Source organism: Massilia pseudoviolaceinigra, assembly GCF_030846505.1.
In the GTDB taxonomy this organism is placed as follows: Bacteria; Pseudomonadota; Gammaproteobacteria; order Burkholderiales; family Burkholderiaceae_D; genus Telluria_A; species Telluria_A violaceinigra.
The window spans coordinates 132,093-151,874 of record NZ_JAVCWL010000007.1 but is presented as its reverse complement, the minus strand read 5'-3'; the positions used below and the strand labels follow the sequence as shown (position 1 = coordinate 151,874).

The window sequence follows — 19,782 nt, the reverse complement described above, 5'->3', positions numbered from 1 at the left end:
TATCCAGGTGACATCACGGCTCCTTAAAAGAAAAATAGCCCCGGCCGAAGCCGGAGCTGAAAAAAGAGGACGGACAGCCAGCCATCCTCTTGTGGGGTCACCCGGTTTATTGGGTAAGCAGGCTTACCTTGTCGACCACGAACGAGGTTTGCAGCGACGAGTCTTCACGCGCCGAGAACGACAGGGTCACGGTCTGGCCCTTGTACGGCAGCAGGTTGAAGGTACGGACCTGGTAACCGGCAGCCTTGTTCAGGTTGGTGTAGGTTGCCAGGGTGCCCAGGGTGGTGCCGGCCGCATTCTTGACCGTGACAGTCATCCTGTCGTAGACCACGTTTTCGTTTTCCGCCGTATCGATGTGCAGCGCGAAGCTCAGCGAAGCCGAGGTGGCCGCGGCCGGAATCGCGACCGACTGGGTGATCGTTTCGGTGCGGGTCACGCCATTACCGCCCAGCCATGCGTAGCGTGCGCCTTCGTAGGCGGACTGGCCGCTGAAGGTACCGATGGCACCGGTGGTGCCGGCCCAGCCGTTGGTCCCCGACTCGAAGCCGCCGTTGACGATGCGCTCGGTGGTACCGCCGCCGCCGCCGCCCACCGTCAGCGTCGCATTCGAGCTGGTGGCGGTGGTCGGGCTGGTGGCCGAATCGGTCACGCGCACGCTGAACACGGCGCCGCTGTCGGCGGTTTGCGCGGTCAGGCTGTAGGTGGCCGAGGTGGCGCCGGCAATGGCCGTGCCGTTACGCAGCCACTGATACTTGTACGGTGCGGTGCCGCCGGTGGCGGTGACCGAGAACGTCGCGGTCGCGCCGGCTGTCACGGTGACGCTCGACGGTTGCGAGCTGATCGTGACGCCGCCGCCCGGCGTGGTGGTTTCATCGATGTCGGCGCCGACATTGATGGCCGCGTAAGCGCGGGTGACGGCAATGGCTTCCTTGCTGCCCACGCCATACAGTTCCTGGGCCGCGGCGAGCACCTTGTTACGCGCATCGGCGTAGTTGGTCGAGGCGGTGAACTTGGTGGTGGCGGCCTTGAACCAGATGCGGAAAGCCTTGTCGGTGCCGATACCGGTCATCGCGGCCGGGCTCTTGACCAGGTACTGGCTGTAGTAGTCGGACGAGGAGGTGGCGTTCGAACCTTGCGACAGGAAATAGAACATGCGGTTGTTCGGGCCGCTGTTGTAGTGGACGTCGAGGTTCTTGATGGTGCTGCTCCAGGCGTTCGGGCTCTTGCCGTCCAGGCTAGGCTTGTACATGTAGCGCAGCGGGTTGCCCGATTTGGCGATTTCCTTGCCCATCATCCAGTCGTTGCCGGTATTCGGAATGACCGAGCCGGTGCCGCCCGCGCGCGCATAGGCTTCCACCACTTCGCCGGTGATGTCCGAGCTCGACTCGTTCAGGCCGCCCGATTCGCCGGAGTAGGTCAGGTCGGAGGTGGCGTTGGTCACGCCGTGGCCCATTTCGTGGCCGATCACGTCGATCGAACCGAGGCTGGTGAACATGCTGCCGCCGTCGCCGATGAACATGCACTTGCAGGCATCGCTGTAGTAGGCGTTGTCATAGTTGCTGTTGACGTGGGCGGCGATGTAGGTCGAGGTGTTGTTGCCATCCAGCGATTGCCAGCCGAGCACGTTTTTCAGCGTGTCGTAGGTGTTCATCAAGCCCCACATGGCGTTCACGGCCGCGGTCTGGCCGTTGGCGTTGGTGGTGCTGCCGCCGTTGTACTGCAAGCCGTCGCCCCAGTCGTTGGTGGAGTTGGTGTAGACCGCGCCGGCGCTGGTGCCCTTGTTGGCGTTGGTGATCGCCATCATGCCGTGGGTGCCGCCGGTGCCGCGCGACGGATCTTTCAGCGAGTAGGTGCTGCCCGACAGGCTGGTGTTGAGCGGCACGGTGCCGTTGTACTGGCTCTTGCCGGTGCCGGCCACGGTCTGCAGCGCTTTCCATTGCTTGATCACGCGGCCGTCGGCGGCGCTGACGATGGTGTCGTAGTAGACCGGATGGATTCCTTCCATCATGCGCGTCTTGACCAGGTAGGCCAGCTCGTAGCCGCTCACTTCCTCGACCAGGTCGAGGGCGTTGAGCTGGGCTTCGGACTTGTTCAGGGCGCCGGGAGCGCGCTTGGTCACGACGGTCGGATAGATGATCAGTTCGGCGCTTGGCGGCGCATGGTGTACACCGTTCGGCGACACTTTTTTGACCACCGTGTCGATCGCGGCGGCGCTCTGGATTTGCGGCACCACATTCAAGCCGGCGCTGCGCGCGCGCAGGGCGGCATTGCCGCCGCTGCCCTGGCCCAGGCCCGAACGGCGGTCGGAAATCGACTCGCTGACGATCTCGCCGGCATCGTTGGTCACCACCACCGACTCGGACTGGAATACACGCACGCCTTTGTAGGTGTGGGCGGCGCGGCTGATGCGCGTGCCGATCACGCCAGGGTGCTGCACGGTAATGGAGAAACCGTGGTCGGCATCGAGGCCGTGGGTGGCGCGGGTGGCGGCCAGCTTGGCGACCAGCGCCTGGCCCTGTTGCGGCGAATGCAGGGCGGTCGGCCCGGCCATGATCGGTGCGCTGGCGAGCGCCTGACCAACCATCATCAAGGGTAAAGCAGCAATCGACGCAGCGAGCAATGTTTTGCGGAAGTTCATTATTTCTCCATTGATAGTTCAGTGATTGAATGAGATAACTGCTGGCCACGTATGCTGTGGCGGCCACCCGAGCGCGCCGATGAGTTGGTCCGGTGAACGCGAGAGAATGCACACTACTCCTGTTTCTTAAGCCAAGTCAAAAAAATGGGTGATTTGGTCGTATGCACACCAAATGTTCAGTTTTAGACATTCTTTTCCAGAAACGTGACGGTCCTTAATGCAATTGCCTGAAGAATGTATTGTTGACCTAGATCAATGTGACGCATTTTTCCTACATCCGCGAGAATTAGACGGCGTACTCTAAGACGTGCGGAAATGTAACAATTCGCACTGTCAACAGCTTCAATTCGATTGCGTTTTAACGGGGATGCGGTCTACACTCGTTCTCAGTTGCCGGGAAAAACTCTCAGGGGACATGGATTAAAGCGCACGGGGCACACTCCGGATAAAGCGCAATCAGTTAACGGGAAAATCATGACGTCACACTTCACCTTCGCATGGGCATGTTTGTCTCCTCCCCCGGTGCTGTTGCCCAAGCCCGATCCCCAGGGACCTCAGTCGACCTGACGATTCACCGACAGCGCACCCGCAGCAGGAACTGGCAACAGGCAGTAGTGCCCAGTAGGGAAATCCAAGAGAACCCATTCACGGTAACAAAGCGACAAACATGCACCGCAGACAGGGCTTGGTCCCGAGTACGTCGCGCGGCTGGATGGGCGGCGGCTACCCAAGTGAGGACCGGAGAGAGATGCTTTCGATCGCGACCAAAGTAGAGCAAATAGTGTCGGAATCGGCGTTCCTGACGGAAGGGATATCGCTCGGGCTGATCAACCTGTCGGAGCTGGCGCGCCAGCTGCGGCCCCAGCTCGAATCGGATTTGTGGAAACCGGTGGGGCAGGCGGCGGTGGTGATGGCGCTGCGCCGGCTGTCCGAGCGGCTGCCGCAGGCGACGGCCTCGCCGCCGATCGTGCTCTCGCCGCGCACCAGCGAGCTGACCACGCGCACCGATCTGACCCTGGTGACCTACCGGCTCTCGGACAACAGCAACGAATGCCAGCGCGAACTGCTGGCCCTGGCCGAGCGCCATCCGGGCAGTTTTGTCTCCGTCACGCGCGGGGTGCATGAAATGCTGGTGGTGTGCAGCCGGCCGCTGATCCACATGGTGGAATCAGCTTTTGCCAGCGAGCGCCATATTGCCCGGGTGGAAAACCTGACGGCGCTGACCCTGCGCCTCAATCCCGACGCCCTGAAAACGCCCGGCATCTATCACGGCGTGCTGAAAAAATTGGCCTGGAACAAAATCAACGTCGTCACCATGATGTGTACCTTCTCGGAGCTGACCGTGCTGCTGGAGCAGCCGCAGACCGGGCCGGCATTTTCGGTGCTGTCGCAGATCGTGTCGCACTGAGCGGCTGAGCGGCCGCTCTGCTCAGCTAATCAGGATACCGCGCTCTCGAGCAGGGTCACCGTCTGGCGCGCCGTATCGAGCCGGGCCATCACGCCGACCGGCAGGGTGAACTGGTGGCGGATATGCCCGAACGAATACCCGCTCACCGCCGGCACCACCAAGGGTTTCAGGTGCTGGTCCAGCGTTTCGTCGAGCGTGAGCGAGGGTTCTTCATCTTCCGGTACGCAATGGTCGCAAATGCCGATCATGACCGCCGCCGCATTGCCCAGGCCAACGGCCAGGTCGAGCTGGGTCAGCCAGCGGTCGATCCGGTAGGGCGCTTCATTCACCTCTTCCAGGAACAGAATCGCTTTGCGGAAGTCGGCCGCGTAAGGCGTGCCCACCAGTGCGCTGACCAGGCTCAGGTTGCCGCCGATGAGCGGGCCGGTGGCTTGCCCGCTGGTCACGGTGCGCAGGGCGAAATGCGGTTCCAGCAGGGCGCGCCGGCTGTTTTCCAGCGCCATCGGGATGGTGTAGCTTTCCTGCGGGTGCATCAGCACGGCCAGCATGTGCTCGGTCGAATACTCCGACACACCCGACGAGGCCACCGGCCCGTGGAAAGTCACCAGCCGCGCCTGTTTCAGGATGGCCAGCTGCAGCGCGCTGATGTCGGAGTAGCCCAGCAATATTTTGGGATTGGCGCGGATCAAGGTGTAATCGATGTGCGCCAACAGCGAAATGCAGCCCGAGCCGCCGCGGATGCACCAGATCGCCCTCACCTCGCGGTCGGCGAACATGCTGTGCAGGTCGTTGACGCGCTGCTGCACCGCGCCGGCATAGCCGCCATGCACGGCGCGCAGATTCGGCCCCAGCCGCACCCGGAAGCCCAGCGCTTCGATGCGCGCCACGGCATAGGCGATGCTCTCGTCATTGGTGCGTCCGCCCGGGGCAATCAGGCCGACCACGTCGCCCGCGCGCAGGCGGGGTGGTTTGATCAGGCTTCGCGGCATGGGACGTGGCGCATGGTGGGCTCCGGCTGGCAGCATGACGGCCGCCGCCAGCGTGGCAAAGGCACGCCGGCTGATCTTGTCGCTACTGGACATGGCTGCTTTCGGGAAAGGCGGCACGGCATAGCCGCCCGCCCGCCTGGTGAATCAAAGGAACTTGTAATTGGCCATCAGGGTCAGCGAACGCCCGCGCGGATCGGCTACCCGCGGTTCCCATGAACTGCCGGCCCCGGTGTTGCCGTCGTAGGTGATCGCAAATGGCGGATCCTTGTCGAACAGGTTCTTGATCCCGGCCGTGAAGCTCAGGTTTTTCACGCCAGTGTAGCTCAGGCTGGCATGAAAGATGGAATACGCGTCGACCTTGGCGTTGTAATTGGACGGCACGATGCGCCCGCTCGCCACGCCCGGCAGCACCTGGTCGGTGTAGCCGCTGCGATACACGTTCTGGAACATGGCGCTCCAGTCGCCCCTGGCAAACGTCACGTAGGCGGTGTGCTTCCACTTCAGGCCCAGGTCGCCGGTGAAGCTGAACACGCCGACTTCATCCTTGCTGTAGGGCGCGGTTTCCAATGGCTTGCTCTTTTTCTTGAGCAAGTAGGAACCATCCACCCCGGCCGCCCAGTTGCCAGCCCACAATTTTCCATTGGTGCGGGCGCCGATTTCGATGCCGCGCGTAATTGCCGCGCCCGTGTTGAGCCAGCGCCGGTCGATCACCGCCAGGTTGCCGTCGGCATCGCGCCCAAATTGGTTTTTAAACAGTTCGTAGTTGGCCAGCATGACCGGCAGATCGACTTCCTTGATGGTGTCGAAGCGCCGCACTTCCCAGATATCCATATTTGCCGAGAAACGCGGGGAGGGCTCGAACACCACTCCGACCGTTCCCTGTTTCGACGTTTCCGGCCCCAGGTTGGCCCTGCCGCCGGTGTAGACGATCGGCATGATCGATTCGCAGCCGGGCTTGGAGGTGTCGACCTTGCCGCTGGCGCACTTGCCCGGATCGGCCAGGTCCTTGCCCGCGTAAGTCGATTCGGTAATGCCGTTGAATAACTGGTTGAACGCCGGTGCACGGAAACCTTCGTTGTAGGAACCGCGGAACAGCACTTGCGTGGTTGGCTGGTAGCGGAACGATACCTTGGGGTTGAGCGTGTTGCCGAAGCCCGAATAATGATCCTGGCGCGCCGCCACCGTCACGTCCAGCTCCCTGGTCACCGGCACCAGCACTTCGGCGTAGACGGCGCGGATGTCGCGGCTCACTTGGGGCAGCACATTGACGTCGTCGAAGGGCGCGTTGAGGATGGCGCGCCGCTCGGAGAGGTTGCGCAGGTCGCCATTGAATTTGTACTCTTCCTTGCGGAGATCGGTGCCCAGCGCGGCCATGATCGGGCCGGCCGGCAGCGTGTATACCTCGCCCGACAGCGAGGCATCAAGGGCCGTCAGGGTGGTCTTGCCGCCGTACAGCACGACGCCGGCGGCCGAGGTGCCGCGGATCAGGTCCAGCGCCTGCTGCGACTGCTTCTCGCCGGCTGTCAGGAACGGATTGATGAGGCCACTGCCGAGCGCGGCCGCCAGCGGAGCGGTGTAGTTGTAGCCATTGCCCAGGGTCGATTCCGATTCGCTGGTGGCGCGCGTCAGGCCGACCTTGTAGTCGTATTTGCCAACCTGGCCATCGGCGCCCAGTTGCAGGCGGCCGGCACGGCTTTCGGTGGCGATTTCGCGGTCGCCGCACTCCATGCAGCGCCAGCGGTAGGCGATCGGCAAGCCGCGGTTGGCCTCGATCGAAGGAAATTCGGCCACCAGGGCATTGAACACCTCGTTGTAGGCCGCGCCCGTGCCCGGATAGAACGAGCTGGCCGGGAAGGTGGCTGCGCCCGGCGAGACCTGGTTGGGCGAGAAGCGCTTGGCCACCTCGGTCTTGGCGCCCACCAGCTCGGCGAAGAATTCGTGCCCGCCGCGGCGCATGGTGGCGCGCGTGACGAAATTGCTGTTTTTCACAGGTTGCTGCAGCACGGCCGCACGTCCGGTATCCCATGCGCAGCCCAGGCCGCCCGACGGCGTGTCCCACAGCTTCTCGTCGTAGGCGCCCATGCCATCGATGGAATTGCAGCCGGCGCCGCCCGGCAAGTCCAGCAGGCTCACGCCCGAATAGGCTTGCGTGGTGCCGCGCCGCACCGGTCCGGTATTGCTGGCGCGGCTGAAAATGGTGTTGCCCAGGCTGGTCGCGAACACATTGGCGAACGGCGTGCCGCGCGTGTCGACCGAGACGCCGCGCTCGGGCTGGAAGGTGTTGACAAAGTCGCGCTGGTCGCCGCGCAAGGCCTTGTTTTCGCCCGTGGAAACGGCGAACAGCAGGTTGAAACCCTGCTCCTGCAAGTCGCCAAAGCCGCCCGTGACCTGGTAGCGGGCGATATTGCCGCCGCCCGCTTCGGTGACATCGGTGAACGCCTGCGCTTCCAGGCCCTTGTAGTTTTTCTTGAGGATAAAGTTGATCACGCCACCGATGGCGTCGGTGCCGTAGATGGCCGAGGCGCCGTCTTTCAGCACTTCCACCCGCTCGACCGCCGCGAAGGGAATCGAATTGAGGTCGACCGCCGAGCCTTTCATGCCGTGGGTGGCCACGCGCCGCCCGTTGAGCAGCACCAGCGTGCTGTCGGCGCCCTGGCCGCGCAGGTTGGCCGAGGACGCGCCGTTGTTGCCGCGCTGCGAGCCGGACGTGACGTCGGCATTGCTGGCCAGGTTGTCGGACCCATTGCCGTTGATGTTCAGGGTGGCGATCAGTTGCTCGGCGTTGACGATGCCCTGGGCTTCGATCTGCTTGCGCGAAATCACTTCGACCGGCAGGGCGCCTTCCTTGGCGATGCGCTTGATGCTGCTGCCGGTGATTTCCACGCGCGCCATCGGCTGGTCCGCCGCCTGCGCCGCAGCCGGACCGGCCACGCACATCAGGGCAATCAGTTGCGCTAGCTTCTTTAACTCCACGGTTTCTCCTTTGTTTTTCTTGGCAAGACGTCATCAATCGAACGAGCGTACGCGGTCGCCGGTAGGCCAGCTAATGAAATTTCCTGAGGCAACTATAACTTCAGGGCATGGCCTGTGGCGCTATTCACCCTGCATTAACGTGCCATTTTACTGGCGCGTTCGCGCTGTTCCGGATCGATGTCGAGGTAGCGCCACGTGGTGAATTCGACAGGATGGCGCTTGTAGTTTTTTAACCACGGATGCTGCAGGTCGGCCGACAGCGGGTGGGTCAGCGGCACCCACGGGTTGTAGGCGTGGATCAACTGATTCATTTCGCCATACAGCTTCTGGCGCGCCGGCGAGTCGCCCAGCTGGCGCGCCTGTTCGTAGCGCTCGTTATAGGCCGGCAAGTTGAAGCGCGCGTAGTTGGCGCGGCCGCGGTTGGCGCCGTACAGCAACTGGTAAAAATTGTCGCCGTCCGGAAAATCGGCGATCCAGTTGCTCTCGAACATTTGCACCTTGCCCAGGCGCGAAGCCTTGATGATCTCGGTCTTCTTGTCGGTCCGAAATACCACGCGCAAGCCGATGGCGTTCAGGTTCTTGCGCCACAGCTCGTCGCGCAGGCGCCCGACGACGGTCGCCTCGCTGTGCATGGTCAGGGTCAGCGGCTTGCCGTCCGGAGCGCGCCGAAACCCGTCCGGGTCGCGCTGGCGGTAGCCGAAGCGCTCCAGCAGCGCCTGCGCCAGCGCCTTGTTGTACGGCACCGGGGTGCGGTAGGCGGGGTCGTAGCCGAGCACATTCGGCGGCAGCGGCGACTCGGCGCGCAGGGCGAAGCCTTTCTTGAGCAGGCCGATATCTTCCGCGCTGTCGTAGCTGAGCGCAATCGCCCGGCGCAGGGCCACCTTGCCGTTGCCGTAGCCGCCCAGCACCGGGTCTTCCATGTTCATCCACATATAATAGGTTTGCAGCACCGGGAAGCGGTTCAGCATGATGCCGCGTGCCGCCAGCGCGGGTTTGAGCTGGCCGTTGCGGATGACCATGTCGGTCAGCGATTCCGGCACCTGCTCCAGATAATCGTACTCGCCGCCCAGGAAACCGAGCATGCGGCCCTGGAATTCCTCGGCGATGCGCACCTCGACCCGGTCCAGCAGCGGCAGGGGCCGGCCGTGCCGGGTGATACCCCAGTCGTGGTTGGCCAGCAACACGATCTTGTCGCTGCGCTTCCACTCACCCAGGCGGAACGGGCCGCTGCCGACCGGATGGTTGCCGGCCTGGCCCGGCCAGGCCTCGATCACTTCGCGCGCCACCACACCCGAGGCCGGCGTCGCCAGGTAAAACAGAAAATTCTTGTCCGGCGCGGCCAGGGTGATGCGCAGGGTGTGGCGATCAGGCGCTTGCAGGCCGGCAATGTCGGCGGCATGGTTGAAGCCGCTCTTGAGCGCGGCGTCGCCCTTGATCTTGCCATCGAACAGGAACAGCCAGGGCGACTTGAGGGCCGGATCGTACAGGCGCTTGAGGCTGTACACATAGTCGGCCGCCGTCACCTCGCGGCGCTGGCCGCGGAAGGCAGGATCGGCGCTAAACAGCATGCCGGGACGCAGGCGGAAGGTATACACCAGGCCATCGGCGCTCACCTCCGGCAGCGCGGCGGCCGCGTTGGCGCGCAGGGCCACCGGCCGGGCGTCGTAATCGTAGCGCAGCAGCGGGTCGAACAGGTTTTCCAGCAGGCTCAGGGTGGCGATGTCGGACGCCACCGCCGGGTCGAGCCCGGTTTCGCTGGTGGTCAGCAAGGTATGCAGGACCTTGCCGGCCGCCTGCGCCGGGCACGGGGCGGCGAGCAGCAGCGCGGCCGCAGCGGCGGCAAGAAGGCGGAAAATCGTCATGGCGGGTCCAGGCGGGTCTGGTACATATCGATGCGTATGATAGGCGAGGATGGCGCGCGCACGTTTTTTACATAGTCAAGCTGCATGGTTTCATTATTTCGCGGTAACCTGCGCCTATACTCTCGCTGCAACATCGGCTCCCTAACGCGAAACGAATACGATATGGCATTAAATTACATCTGGTCCGGCTTTTTCCTGGTCGGCTTCCTGGCGGCGCTGGCGCAGTGGATTTTCCTCGGCGATACCGAGATTTTCAAGAAAATCGTCGACGGCACCTTCGAGTCGGCCAAGATGGGCGTGATGGACATTGCCCTGCCGCTGGCGGGCGTGATGACCTTGTGGCTCGGCATCATGAACATCGGCGAAAAGGCCGGCGCCATCGGCTGGCTGGCCAAGGTGATCTCGCCCTTTTTCTCGCGCATCTTCCCCGACGTGCCGAAGGAACACCCGGCCACCGGCCACATGGTGATGAATTTTTCCGCCAACCTGCTCGGGCTCGACAATGCCGCGACCCCGTTCGGGCTGAAGGCCATGGAAAGCTTGCAAACGCTCAATCCCGACAAGGATACGGCCAGCAATGCCCAGATCATGTTCCTGGTGCTGCACACCTCCGGCCTGACCCTGATTCCCCTGGCAATCATGGCCCAGCGTGCCATTCTCGGCGCCAAGGACCCGTCCGACATCTTTATTCCCTGCATGATCGCCACCTACGTGGCCACCCTGACCGGCATTATCGTGGTGTCGATCAAGCAACGCATCAACCTGCTCAACCGCGTCGTGCTCGGCTGGCTGGGCGGGATGACGGCCGCCATCTGCGCCCTGATCTTCTTTTTCACCAATTACCTGACCAAGCCGGAAATCGAACTGGTGTCGCGCGTGTCGAGCAACCTGATCCTGTTCTCGATCATCATCATCTTCATCCTCGGCGCCATGCGCAAGCAGGTCAACGTGTATGAAGCCTTCATCGAAGGCGCCAAGGGCGGCATCCAGACCTCGCTGACCATCATTCCCTACCTGGTGGGGATGCTGGTGGCGATCAGCGTGATCCGCAATTCGGGCGTGCTCGGCTTTGTCGTGCGCGGGCTGGAGTGGATCTTCATCAGCCTCGGCATGCCGACCGAATTCACCCCGGCGCTGCCCACCGCGCTGATGAAGCCGCTTTCGGGCAGCGGATCGAAGGCGATGATGATCGATGCCATGACCACCTACGGCGTCGATTCCTTCGTCGGGCGCCTGGCCTGCATCTTCCAGGGTTCGGCCGACACCACGTTCTACATCGTGGCGCTGTATTTTGGCTCGGTGGGCATCCGCAAGACGCGCTATGCGATTTCGTGCGGGCTGATTGCCGACTTCGCCGGCATCGTCACGGCCATCTGCGTCGCTTACCTGTTCTTCGGCTGATCGGGAGCATGGCCATGCTACGCCCACTCGCCCTAGCCGTCCTGCTGGCCTTTGCCGGCGCCGCCAGCGCCCAGCTGCCCGCGCCGGTCAGCCAGTTGCTGTTTGATGCCAGCATTCCCGAAGATGCCATGAGCGCGCTGGTGCTGCGCGGCGATGCGACGCTGCTGTCGCATCTGGCCGAGCGTCCGCTCAATCCCGCCTCGACCATGAAACTGGTGACCACGATGGTCGCGCTCGACCAGCTGGGGCCGGCCTTCCGTGGACGCACCGAACTGCGCGCCGGCCCCAGCGTCAGCGGCGACGTGCTGCGCGGCGACCTGGTGCTGCGGGGCGGGGCCGATGCCGACTTCAGCGGCGAGGTGCTCGAACGCATGCTGCAATCGCTGCGCAATCAGGGCATCCGCAAGATCGAGGGGCGCCTGGTACTGGACCGCCAGCTGTTCAACCCGGCCCGGCCCGACATCGGCGCGCCGCAGTTCGACGAATCGCCCGAGGCCTACACCAACGTGATTCCCGACGCGCTGATGGTCAACAAGAACATGCTCGAACTGGACCTGCGCTCGGGGTCGCGCACCCTGGCGGCGGTGGCGTATCCGGAGCTCGACGGCGTGACAATCAGCGCGGCCATGACCCTGGTCGACGCCGACTGCGGCAGCTGGGCCAATGGCTGGAAGCAACCCGACGTGCAGCGCGACCGGCTCGGCAAGATTACGGTGCTGCTCAAGGGCAGCTTTCCAAAGCACTGCACCAAAACCTACCGCGTCAACGTGCTGGACCGCCAAGATTACCTCGACCGCCTGTTCCGCGCCACCTGGAAACGCCTGGGCGGCGTGCTGGTGGGCGAGACCATCGAAGCGGCCAGTCCGCCGGCCACGCGCCTGCTGGCCGAGCATGCGTCGCGCACCCTGCCCGACATCGTGCGCGACTACAACAAGAGCTCCGACAATACCCTGGCGCGCACCGTGTTCCTGACCCTGGGCAGCCTGGAAGCGGACCCGGTGGTGGGCAGCCGCGCGCTGGCCACCATCCCCGGCGAAACCACGGTGGCGCGCGCCGACCGCACCGTGCGCGACTGGATGCGTGCGCGCGGCATCGACGATACGGGGATGGTGCTGGAAAATGGATCGGGCCTGTCGCGCATCGAGCGCATCAGTGCGGTGCAGATGGCTGGCGTGCTGCAAGCGGGGCTGCGCAGCAACTGGTCGCCGGAATTCATGAGCAGCCTGCCGATTGCGGCGGTCGACGGCACCATGCGCCGGCGCCTGGCCGACAGCCCGGCGGCGCAGCGCGCGCGCCTGAAAACCGGCACCTTGCGCAACGTGGTGGCGGTGGCCGGCTACGTGCGCGATGCCACGGGTCAGCAATGCGTGGTGGTGGCCATGATCAACAGCGAGCTGATCGGCAACGGCAAGGGCCGCGCCGTGCTCGATGCGCTGGTGGACTGGGTGGCGCGGTCGGGCTCTACTAATCAGAGCCTGTCTCAGTAGAGCAGGGATGCGAGCCGCACGGGCCTGGTCTACGCTGGCGGAACAAATTTCGCTACGTCGTGCATTGCCCGACCCGCACAAATCGAGCTGATATTCTGAAAATGAGCCGATACTTAAAAATTGAGCCGATGCTCAAAAAGTGAGCCAATACTCAGAAAATGAGCCAATACTCAAAAATTGCGCCGATACTCACCAACGATGCTCAATTTAGCTAAAATCGGCTCATACTATCGGCCCAATTTATGCAAGGTACGCTCCCCCCGACCCTCGTAGTTCTGCTGCAAGCCCTGAGCCGTATGGCCACGGGTGGGAACGGGTTTGTCTCATCGTCTCAGCTCGTCGACGCTACTGGATTGAACAAGTCTTCGGTCAAGCGAATGTTGTCCAGCTTGGTATCGGCCGGGAAGGTTGAGGTCACCGGCAAGGCCCGCGCTACTCGATATCGTCTCCGGCCAACAGATGCTCCTGTTGTCGGTGAACAAGTGGAAAAACAGGTGCCCGCCGTAGCCAAGTCCCCCGGAGTTGGGCCGCGCTGGCGTACCGCAAGCCTTCAGCTCCGGCAACAACTGACAATGCCTCTGGCTGCACGTACACCCGTCACGTATCGTCGGGAATTTGTTGACGACTACAAGCCCAACGAGACGTTCTTGCTGCCACCGGAGCTCGCAGATGAACTGGTGGCGCTCGGTCGTCTTCCGGGCCAACTTCCGGCGGGCACCTATGCTCGGAAGGTGCTGGAGCAATTACTCATCGACCTTTCATGGTCATCCTCTCGCCTCGAAGGCAATCGCTACACCCTTCTCGATACGGAAGAGCTGTTCAAAGCGGCGCTGCCGCTACCGACAGCGATGCTGTCATGCTGCTCAATCACAAAGCTGCCATTGAGTTCATTGTGGATGCTGTTCCCATACAAGGGCTCAACACCGGTTTGGTTCGCAATGTACACGCCGTACTCATGCATGACCTGTTAGTTGATGTTGCGTCACTCGGCGCAATTCGCACGAAAGTAGCCAACCTCAGCGGCAGTACCTATATTCCGAACCAGGTTCCGGCGGTGTTGGAAGAGATGTTCGAGCGCATTATCGTCAAGGCACAGCACATCAAGAATCCTTTGGAGGCAGCCTTTTTCCTCTGGGTAAACTTGGCGTATCTCCAGCCTTTTGAGGACGGCAACAAGCGGGTGAGCCGGGTCGCCGCCAATATTCCACTGATGCTGTACAACCAGGCCCCGCTGTCGTTTCTCGATGTCGACCGTGACGATTATGCGCTGGCGATGATGGGTGTCTACGAAGCTTGCGATGTCTCGATGGCGGTGGACCTCTTCGATTGGACGTATCGACGCTCCCAAACCAAATACAAGGCTATATCGGGATCCCTGGATTCACCAGACCCGTTCCGCGTCAAGTACCGCGAAGCACTCAGCGAAGCGGTGGGATCGGTGGTCCGACGCCGTCAATCAATGGCCAATGCAATAGATTCCCTTGAATTGCCTGCCGAGGACACGCCAAGGTTCCAGCAATTGCTCGCGCAGGAACTGAACGTCCTGGCAGAGTTTAACTGTGCGCGGTACCGGCTCGGCATGAAAGAAACACAGGCCTGGATCGATGACGGACGCCCTGGGCAGTAGCTATCGGCAGTGCTTCGCCGCTATTGCCCACCGGCTGAGGTACGCAGATTAATGTTCGGTGCCGGCGTAGATCCACATTGGCGCGGTGCGGCCGGCGCGGGTGAAGCCCAGCGATTCGTAGAAGGCGATGGCGTCGCCGTCGGCCGTGAGCATCTGCTGGTGAAAGCCGGCGTAGCGCGCGCACAAGGCCTGCATCATCAGGCGCCCGATGCCCTTGCGCTGGTGCGCCGGGTCCACCAAAAAATGCGGGTAGTAGACCACCAGATGGCCATCCGAGATCGCGTTGCCGATGCCGACCAGCACACCATCCTCGCGCGCCGTCACCAGGCTGTGCGAGTTGCGCAGCGCGGCCATCAACTGCTCCGGCTTGTCGGCGGATGACCACGCGTTGGCGCGGTACAGGGCAATGACTTCGGCGTCGCCGATCTCGTCGTCCAGGCTGATATTCATGGGCAGGAAGCGGCGTGCGCCGGGCGTTGAAGGTGCTTTATGGTAACAGGCAGCGAGTCGGCGCGCTGGCGCCGCCTTACAGCACGCGCTGGAAGGTCTGCCGCACCCAGTCGCGGTCGCCGCAATCGAAGTGCCACCATTCGCTGGAAATGCCCACGAAGCCAGCCTGCGCCATCGCTGCGCGCAGCAGTTGCCGGTTTTCCACCTGCGGCAGCGTCAGTTCGCCGCGCGCCAGCAGCAGCGCCTCGCGCGCCGGGTGCGAGCGCTCGCTCATGTCGTCGAAGACGGTGCCCATGTCGAGTTCATGCCCGTGTTCGTCGAGCAGGGTGATATCGAGCGCCATGCCGAAGGAGTGGATGGAACCGCGCTCCGGTGGCGCCAGGTACATGCGCAGGCCGGTGCCGTTGAGCGCGTCCCACAGCGCTTCCTGCACCCGCTGCGGGCGCAGCGCGTCGAGGATCAGCGCGCTGCAGCCGGGCCGCTGCAACGCCAGCCAGGCCACGACGCGCTCCAGCGCCGCTGCGGCGTCGCGGTGCAGCCAGGCGCAGTCGAATGGCGAGTACAGGTCGCGCCCGGTGAAGTTGTCGACGCTCGCATAGCGCAGATCGACGGCGATCCCGCCAATGCTGGATAAATGCCGGAAGTCGGCGCACTGGCCAAGCTGTTCGATCGGCAAGCCCTCGATCATGACGGCGCCCCGTGCGCCAGGCATTGCCGCGCCGCCGCACCGATGCTGGCGACCAGCTCGCGCGCGCCATGCGAGAGCGGCGCATGGCTGGCCGTGAGCAAAAACAATTGCACCGGAATGGCTGGCGCCCAGGCGCGCCGCTGCACCTTGCCATCGTGCGCCGAGGCGGCCGTAAATGGATCGACCACCGCCATGCCGGCGCCAGCCTCGACCAGCGAGCGGGCGATCTGGTAAGTCTGCACCACCGTATGGAACACCGGATGGACGCCCTGCGCCTCGCACGCGGCCACCAGCAGCTGGCCGAGCGGATCGTTGTCGGCGTGGCCGATCAGTTCTCCGCTGAGGCCATCGGCCGAGACCGGCCGGCCGCAGGCTTCCTCGCTCCAGCTGCCGGCCGGGGCGATCACCGTCATCACGCCTTCGGCAATCACTTCGGCCACGATGCCGGGGTGGCGCGGGTCTTGCAGCGACAGGGCCAGGTCGGCTTCGCCCAGGCGCAGGGCATGGACGATCTCGCTGGTGTGGTGGGTGGCCAGCTCGCAGCGCGTGTGCGCGAACGCCTTGCGCCACACCGTCATCGCCTGCGGCAGCACGCTGATGGCAATCGTCGGCGTGGCCACCAGGCGGATGGTTTCGACCGCGCGGCCCTTGAGGCTGGCCGCGAGGCGGCGGATGCCTTGCAGGTCGCGGTGCAGTTTCTCGGTTTCGGCGAACAGGCGGTGCGCCTCGGGCTTGGGATAGAGCTTGCCGCGCACGCGCTCGAACAGCGGCATGCCCAGCTGCAGCTCGCAGTGCTGCAAGACCTTGGTCACGGCCGGCTGCGAAATGTGCAGCACTTGGGCCGCGCCGCTGATGGTGCCCACCTGCATGATGGCGTGGAACACTTCGATGTGGCGCAGGCGCATGGTGCGGTCCCGGTCCTGTTATGCCGCTGGTTTCACGGCCGGGGCGGTCAGCGCGTCGAGCAGGGCCGCCGTTTCGGCGTCCGGGGTGCCGTCGATGGTGGCCGGGCGGTATTTCATCTGGAAGGCGCCGATGACGTTGCGGGTCGCTTCGTCGAGCAGGCCGGTCTGCGGCACCGCGTAGCCGAAGGTGGCCAGGCGCGCCTGGAACCAGGCCACGTCCGGCAGCAGCAGGTCGTACACGGGGCGCGCCGCAGCCACCTTGGCGGCGTCGGGCCAGGCCACCAGGCCGTGCTGGGCCAGCTGGAACCACGGGAACATCGGGCCCGGGTCCTGCTTGCGCTGGGGGGCGATGTCGCTGTGGCCGAGGATGTTTTCGGGCGGGACGTTGTGGCGTTTGACGATGTCTTTGAGCAGCACGATCAGGCGGTCCACCTGCGCTTGCGGGAAGGGGTACCAGATGCGGCCGTTGGGAGTTTCGGTGAAGCCGGGGTTGACGATTTCGATGCCGACCGAGCTGCCGTTGAGCAGGGTGTAGTTTTTCCAGTGCGATACGCCGGCGTGGTTGGACTGGCGCGTTTCATCGACCAGTCCGTAGACGATGGGGGATGTTTCGTCGGTCAGCAGGTAGTGGCTGCTGACGGTCTGCTCGGTCAATACCTTGATCGATTGCGGCAGGTTGATGGCCGTGTAGTGCAGGATGACGAACTTGACGCGGCTGCTCTGGCCCTTGGCCGAGTAGGTGCGGTCGATGGTTGGGCCGGTGGCGCAGCCGGAAAGCAGGGCGATCAAGAGCGTGGCGAGCAGGGTTTTCATCGGCAAAAGTAGAAGTAACGGTAGCGTTAAATTTTCCCCGTCGCTCCCGCCTGCGCGGGAGCGATGGAGGCGGTGGTGGCGGCTAAACGCGCCGCTGCATGATGAGCGCGGGCCGTCGTCTGCGTCAAGCTTAGCGCATCCGGCAAGCCGGCGCGCATCGTGTTCACAATCAGGGGATGCAGCGCGGCGGCGCGCCCGGCCAGCACCACCGGGCGCGCACCAAAACGCGCCGTCAAGGCCAGTGCCAGGCGCGCCAGCTCGCGTCCCGCTTCCGCAAGAATCGCGGCCGCCACCGGATCGGCCTCGGCACTCGCAGCGACGGCCAGCGCCAGCCGGCCCATCTCGCCGCGTTCCTGCCCGTACATGAACTGGCGCGACAGCGCCCAGTCGTCGCCGCCGATCTGCGCGAACACGGCCTGCGCCATGGGCGACCCTCGCCAGCGGCCCGGTTCTTCATCCTCATTGCGCCAGATGTGGCGCAGCGCCTCGCGCGCGATCCAGAAGCCGCCACCGCCATCGTCGAGCATCACGCCACGCCCGCCCGCGCGCTGGAACACGCCATCGGCATCGATCCACGCGCCGATCGAGCCGGTCCCGGCATACACCAGGTAACCCTCGCCCGGCGCAAAGCTGGCCAGGTAAGCAATCTCGATATCGCTGCACAGCACGACCTTTTCATCCGGCAAGCCGAGCGGGCCGGCCAGCCACTGCTGCAACTGCGCGCCATCGCCACCGAAGCCGGTCAGCCCGGCGCGCACCGCCCGCGGACGGCCATGGGCAAGCACGGTGGCCGCGAGCGCCGCGAAACTGGCTTGCACGCTGGCGCGGCCAGCCGCGCTGCCCATCTGCAAGGCGGACAAACCGGCCACGTCGCCCTCGGCCACGATGGACCCGTCGGCCGCCGCCAGCGCCCAGCGCGTGCGGGTGCCGCCGGCATCGATGCCGAGGCCCAGGCCACTCATGGCTTGAGGACGGAGATGCGTTCGCCCTCGTTACCCAGGCGGTCCACCGCGCTGACGAACACGGCGCTGGCCGGGCCGAGTCTGGCGTCGTCAAGCACGGTCCAGTCGGCGTGTGAAGCGGGCACGACAGCAAAGCGCCATTCGCCGCCATGGCGCGACCAGATCGCATAGTGCGCATTGGCCTTGCCGGCCGTAAGCTTGAGGGCCACGCCGTTGCCCTCGCGCCGCGCGGCGACTGTCGGCAGGCCCGGCGCGTCGTTACCCAGCCACGGCGACGCCGGCACCAGCGCCGGGGCGACGTAGTGGCCGGTCTTGAGCTGGTCGCTGAGGCCCTGGCGGTTTTCCATCAATGCCACCATGCTGAAATGCACGTGGCCGCCGGCGCCCGGACGGCTGCGCGTCACGCCGATCTGCTGCACGATTTCCCTGGCCTGGAAGCCCTTGCTGGCGGCGCCGATGCGGCTGGTGAACAAACCGGGCCAGATATGGCGCCGCTTGCCGTTCTGTCCCACCCAGTAATCGAGCAGCACGTCGTACGCTTGCGGGGCCTGGCCGATGGCCCAGTACAGCTGGGGCGAAAGATAGTCGAGCCAGCCGTTGGCGAGCCACAGTTCGGCGTCGGCATAGAGCTTGTCGTACTGGCTGAAACCGACGATGCCGCGCGGGCGCCGGTCTGGACGGCCGATGCCGAAAGGGCTGATGCCGAGCCGGACCCAGCTTTTCTCGCGGTGGATGCCGTTGTACATCGCCTCGATCAGCTTGTTGACGTTCTGGCGGCGCCAGTCGGCACGCGTGAGCGTGCCGCCGGAGAGCAGGTAGCGCTGCCAGGCCGGCTGGTCGGGAAAATCCAGCTCGGCCTTGGGCACGTAAGCGCCGTCGAGCGCCGCCGTTTCCGCGCCGCTGGCGCCGGGCGCCTCGATCGGATACGGATAGAAATAGTCGTCCAGGTGCACGCCGTCGATGTCGTAGCGCCGCACCACGTCGAGAATCACGTCCAGGGTGTGCTTGGACGCCGATTCTTCGCCCGGGTCCATCCACAAAAAGCGCCCGTAACTCTTCACGGCCGCCGGATTGGCCGTGGAAATATGGTCGTGCGCGGGTGGCGACTTGGCCGTGGCGTGGCGCGCGCGGTAGGGGTTGAACCAGGCGTGCAGTTCCAGCCCGCGCGCATGGGCCTGGGTGACCCAGAACTTGAGCGGGTCGTACCACGGCTGCGGCGCCTGGCCCTGGGTGCCGCTCAGGTACTCGGTCCACGGTCCCAGCTTGGACGGATAGATGGCGTCGGCGCTGGGCCGCACCTGCAGCACGATGGCGTTCAGGTTCATGGCCTTGGCGCGGTCGAGGATGGCGATGGCCTCGGCTTGTTGTTTTTCGGCCGACAGGTTGGCGCGCGAGGGCCAGTCGATATTGGCCACCGTCGACACCCAGGCGGCGCGAAATTCGCGCGGCGCCACCGGCGGCACGGTCTCGCTGCCGCCCTGGATGGTGGCCGGGCTGGGCACCACGCCCACGGGCCCTCCGGTCCCCGCCACCGGCGTGGCCGTGGTACACCCTGTCATCAACCCGCCCAGCGCCATGG

The 19,782-nt window shown here is 64.3% G+C and carries 15 protein-coding genes and 1 pseudogene; 6 read left to right on the top strand and 10 right to left on the bottom strand.

The genetic code is table 11. From position 1 onward, the window contains the following. Nucleotides 1-106 precede the first annotated feature (106 nt). Nucleotides 107-2,638 (bottom strand): M4 family metallopeptidase, encoded by a 2,532-nt coding sequence (locus RBA40_RS09080; RefSeq protein ID WP_306647610.1) that lies wholly within the window; start codon nucleotides 2,636-2,638, stop codon nucleotides 107-109. A gap of 748 nt (nucleotides 2,639-3,386) precedes the next feature. Between RBA40_RS09080 and RBA40_RS09075 the strand changes: the two genes are divergently transcribed. After that, nucleotides 3,387-4,046, top strand: coding sequence for a hypothetical protein (locus RBA40_RS09075; protein WP_157778274.1), 660 nt, complete (start codon nucleotides 3,387-3,389; stop codon nucleotides 4,044-4,046). 29 nt (nucleotides 4,047-4,075) lie between these two features. Here the strand turns inward: RBA40_RS09075 and RBA40_RS09070 are convergent, their stop codons facing one another. The 3 genes from RBA40_RS09070 to RBA40_RS09060 form a co-directional block, all read right to left on the bottom strand. Then, a complete protein-coding gene (locus tag RBA40_RS09070; protein WP_306647609.1) occupies nucleotides 4,076-5,128 on the bottom strand; it encodes a S66 peptidase family protein in 1,053 nt (350 codons plus the stop codon). Nucleotides 5,129-5,179: 51 nt separating this feature from the next. Then, on the bottom strand, nucleotides 5,180-8,008 hold the full coding sequence (locus RBA40_RS09065; RefSeq protein WP_306647608.1) for a TonB-dependent receptor domain-containing protein: 2,829 nt from the start codon (nucleotides 8,006-8,008) through the stop codon (nucleotides 5,180-5,182). 134 nt (nucleotides 8,009-8,142) lie between these two features. Next, nucleotides 8,143-9,870: an ABC transporter substrate-binding protein gene (locus RBA40_RS09060; RefSeq protein ID WP_306647607.1), complete on the bottom strand. Its 1,728-nt coding sequence runs from the start codon at nucleotides 9,868-9,870 to the stop codon at nucleotides 8,143-8,145. Nucleotides 9,871-10,032: 162 nt separating this feature from the next. Between RBA40_RS09060 and RBA40_RS09055 the strand changes: the two genes are divergently transcribed. From RBA40_RS09055 to RBA40_RS09035, 5 genes and pseudogenes are all read left to right on the top strand, one after another. Next, entirely contained in the window at nucleotides 10,033-11,271 is a 1,239-nt protein-coding gene (locus RBA40_RS09055; protein WP_306647606.1) for a spore maturation protein, read from the top strand. Nucleotides 11,272-11,285: 14 nt separating this feature from the next. After that, the gene (gene dacB / locus RBA40_RS09050) at nucleotides 11,286-12,758 is read left to right on the top strand and encodes a D-alanyl-D-alanine carboxypeptidase/D-alanyl-D-alanine endopeptidase (protein WP_306647605.1); all 1,473 of its coding nucleotides are present in this window, start codon (nucleotides 11,286-11,288) and stop codon (nucleotides 12,756-12,758) included. 242 nt (nucleotides 12,759-13,000) lie between these two features. Further along, nucleotides 13,001-13,111: pseudogene (locus RBA40_RS09045) on the top strand (hypothetical protein); the annotation flags it as partial. Further along, the gene (locus tag RBA40_RS09040) at nucleotides 13,112-13,729 is read left to right on the top strand and encodes a hypothetical protein (protein WP_306647677.1); all 618 of its coding nucleotides are present in this window, start codon (nucleotides 13,112-13,114) and stop codon (nucleotides 13,727-13,729) included. It abuts the pseudogene before it with no gap. Next, nucleotides 13,615-14,385: a Fic family protein gene (locus tag RBA40_RS09035; RefSeq protein ID WP_306647604.1), complete on the top strand. Its 771-nt coding sequence runs from the start codon at nucleotides 13,615-13,617 to the stop codon at nucleotides 14,383-14,385. Before RBA40_RS09040 ends, RBA40_RS09035 begins: the two co-directional genes overlap by 115 nt. A 48-nt stretch (nucleotides 14,386-14,433) precedes the next feature. Here RBA40_RS09035 and RBA40_RS09030 read toward each other — a convergent pair whose 3' ends face one another. The 6 genes from RBA40_RS09030 to RBA40_RS09005 form a co-directional block, all read right to left on the bottom strand. Then, nucleotides 14,434-14,835 carry a GNAT family N-acetyltransferase gene (locus RBA40_RS09030; RefSeq protein WP_306647603.1) on the bottom strand — a complete coding sequence of 134 codons (402 nt, stop codon included), beginning with the start codon at nucleotides 14,833-14,835 and terminating at the stop codon, nucleotides 14,434-14,436. 76 nt (nucleotides 14,836-14,911) lie between these two features. Beyond that, nucleotides 14,912-15,547 carry a M15 family metallopeptidase gene (locus RBA40_RS09025; protein ID WP_306647602.1) on the bottom strand — a complete coding sequence of 212 codons (636 nt, stop codon included), beginning with the start codon at nucleotides 15,545-15,547 and terminating at the stop codon, nucleotides 14,912-14,914. Next, a complete protein-coding gene (locus RBA40_RS09020; RefSeq protein WP_306647601.1) occupies nucleotides 15,520-16,428 on the bottom strand; it encodes a LysR family transcriptional regulator in 909 nt (302 codons plus the stop codon). The genes RBA40_RS09025 and RBA40_RS09020 overlap by 28 nt, the downstream gene beginning before the upstream one ends. Nucleotides 16,429-16,446: 18 nt before the next feature. Further along, a complete protein-coding gene (locus RBA40_RS09015) occupies nucleotides 16,447-17,241 on the bottom strand; it encodes an N-acetylmuramoyl-L-alanine amidase (protein WP_306647600.1) in 795 nt (264 codons plus the stop codon). Between the two features lie 26 nt (nucleotides 17,242-17,267). Continuing rightward, nucleotides 17,268-18,203: an N-acetylglucosamine kinase gene (locus RBA40_RS09010; protein WP_306647599.1), complete on the bottom strand. Its 936-nt coding sequence runs from the start codon at nucleotides 18,201-18,203 to the stop codon at nucleotides 17,268-17,270. Continuing rightward, nucleotides 18,200-19,780 (bottom strand): glycoside hydrolase family 10-like protein, encoded by a 1,581-nt coding sequence (locus RBA40_RS09005; RefSeq protein ID WP_306647674.1) that lies wholly within the window; start codon nucleotides 19,778-19,780, stop codon nucleotides 18,200-18,202. Before RBA40_RS09005 ends, RBA40_RS09010 begins: the two co-directional genes overlap by 4 nt. Nucleotides 19,781-19,782: the final 2 nt, after the last annotated feature.

What these genes read in the sequence shown, in the direction of transcription:
- RBA40_RS09080 (WP_306647610.1), bottom strand. Translation starts at nt 2,638, where the DNA reads ATGAACTTCCGCAAAACATTGCTCGCTGCGTCGATTGCTGCTTTACCC.
- RBA40_RS09075 (WP_157778274.1), top strand. Translation starts at nt 3,387, where the DNA reads ATGCTTTCGATCGCGACCAAAGTAGAGCAAATAGTGTCGGAATCGGCG.
- RBA40_RS09070 (WP_306647609.1), bottom strand. Translation starts at nt 5,128, where the DNA reads ATGTCCAGTAGCGACAAGATCAGCCGGCGTGCCTTTGCCACGCTGGCG.
- RBA40_RS09060 (WP_306647607.1), bottom strand. Translation starts at nt 9,870, where the DNA reads ATGACGATTTTCCGCCTTCTTGCCGCCGCTGCGGCCGCGCTGCTGCTC.
- RBA40_RS09055 (WP_306647606.1), top strand. Translation starts at nt 10,033, where the DNA reads ATGGCATTAAATTACATCTGGTCCGGCTTTTTCCTGGTCGGCTTCCTG.
- dacB (WP_306647605.1), top strand. Translation starts at nt 11,286, where the DNA reads ATGCTACGCCCACTCGCCCTAGCCGTCCTGCTGGCCTTTGCCGGCGCC.
- RBA40_RS09035 (WP_306647604.1), top strand. Translation starts at nt 13,615, where the DNA reads ATGCTGCTCAATCACAAAGCTGCCATTGAGTTCATTGTGGATGCTGTT.
- RBA40_RS09030 (WP_306647603.1), bottom strand. Translation starts at nt 14,835, where the DNA reads ATGAATATCAGCCTGGACGACGAGATCGGCGACGCCGAAGTCATTGCC.
- RBA40_RS09025 (WP_306647602.1), bottom strand. Translation starts at nt 15,547, where the DNA reads ATGCCTGGCGCACGGGGCGCCGTCATGATCGAGGGCTTGCCGATCGAA.
- RBA40_RS09020 (WP_306647601.1), bottom strand. Translation starts at nt 16,428, where the DNA reads ATGCGCCTGCGCCACATCGAAGTGTTCCACGCCATCATGCAGGTGGGC.
- RBA40_RS09015 (WP_306647600.1), bottom strand. Translation starts at nt 17,241, where the DNA reads ATGAAAACCCTGCTCGCCACGCTCTTGATCGCCCTGCTTTCCGGCTGC.
- RBA40_RS09010 (WP_306647599.1), bottom strand. Translation starts at nt 18,203, where the DNA reads ATGAGTGGCCTGGGCCTCGGCATCGATGCCGGCGGCACCCGCACGCGC.
- RBA40_RS09005 (WP_306647674.1), bottom strand. Translation starts at nt 19,780, where the DNA reads ATGGCGCTGGGCGGGTTGATGACAGGGTGTACCACGGCCACGCCGGTG.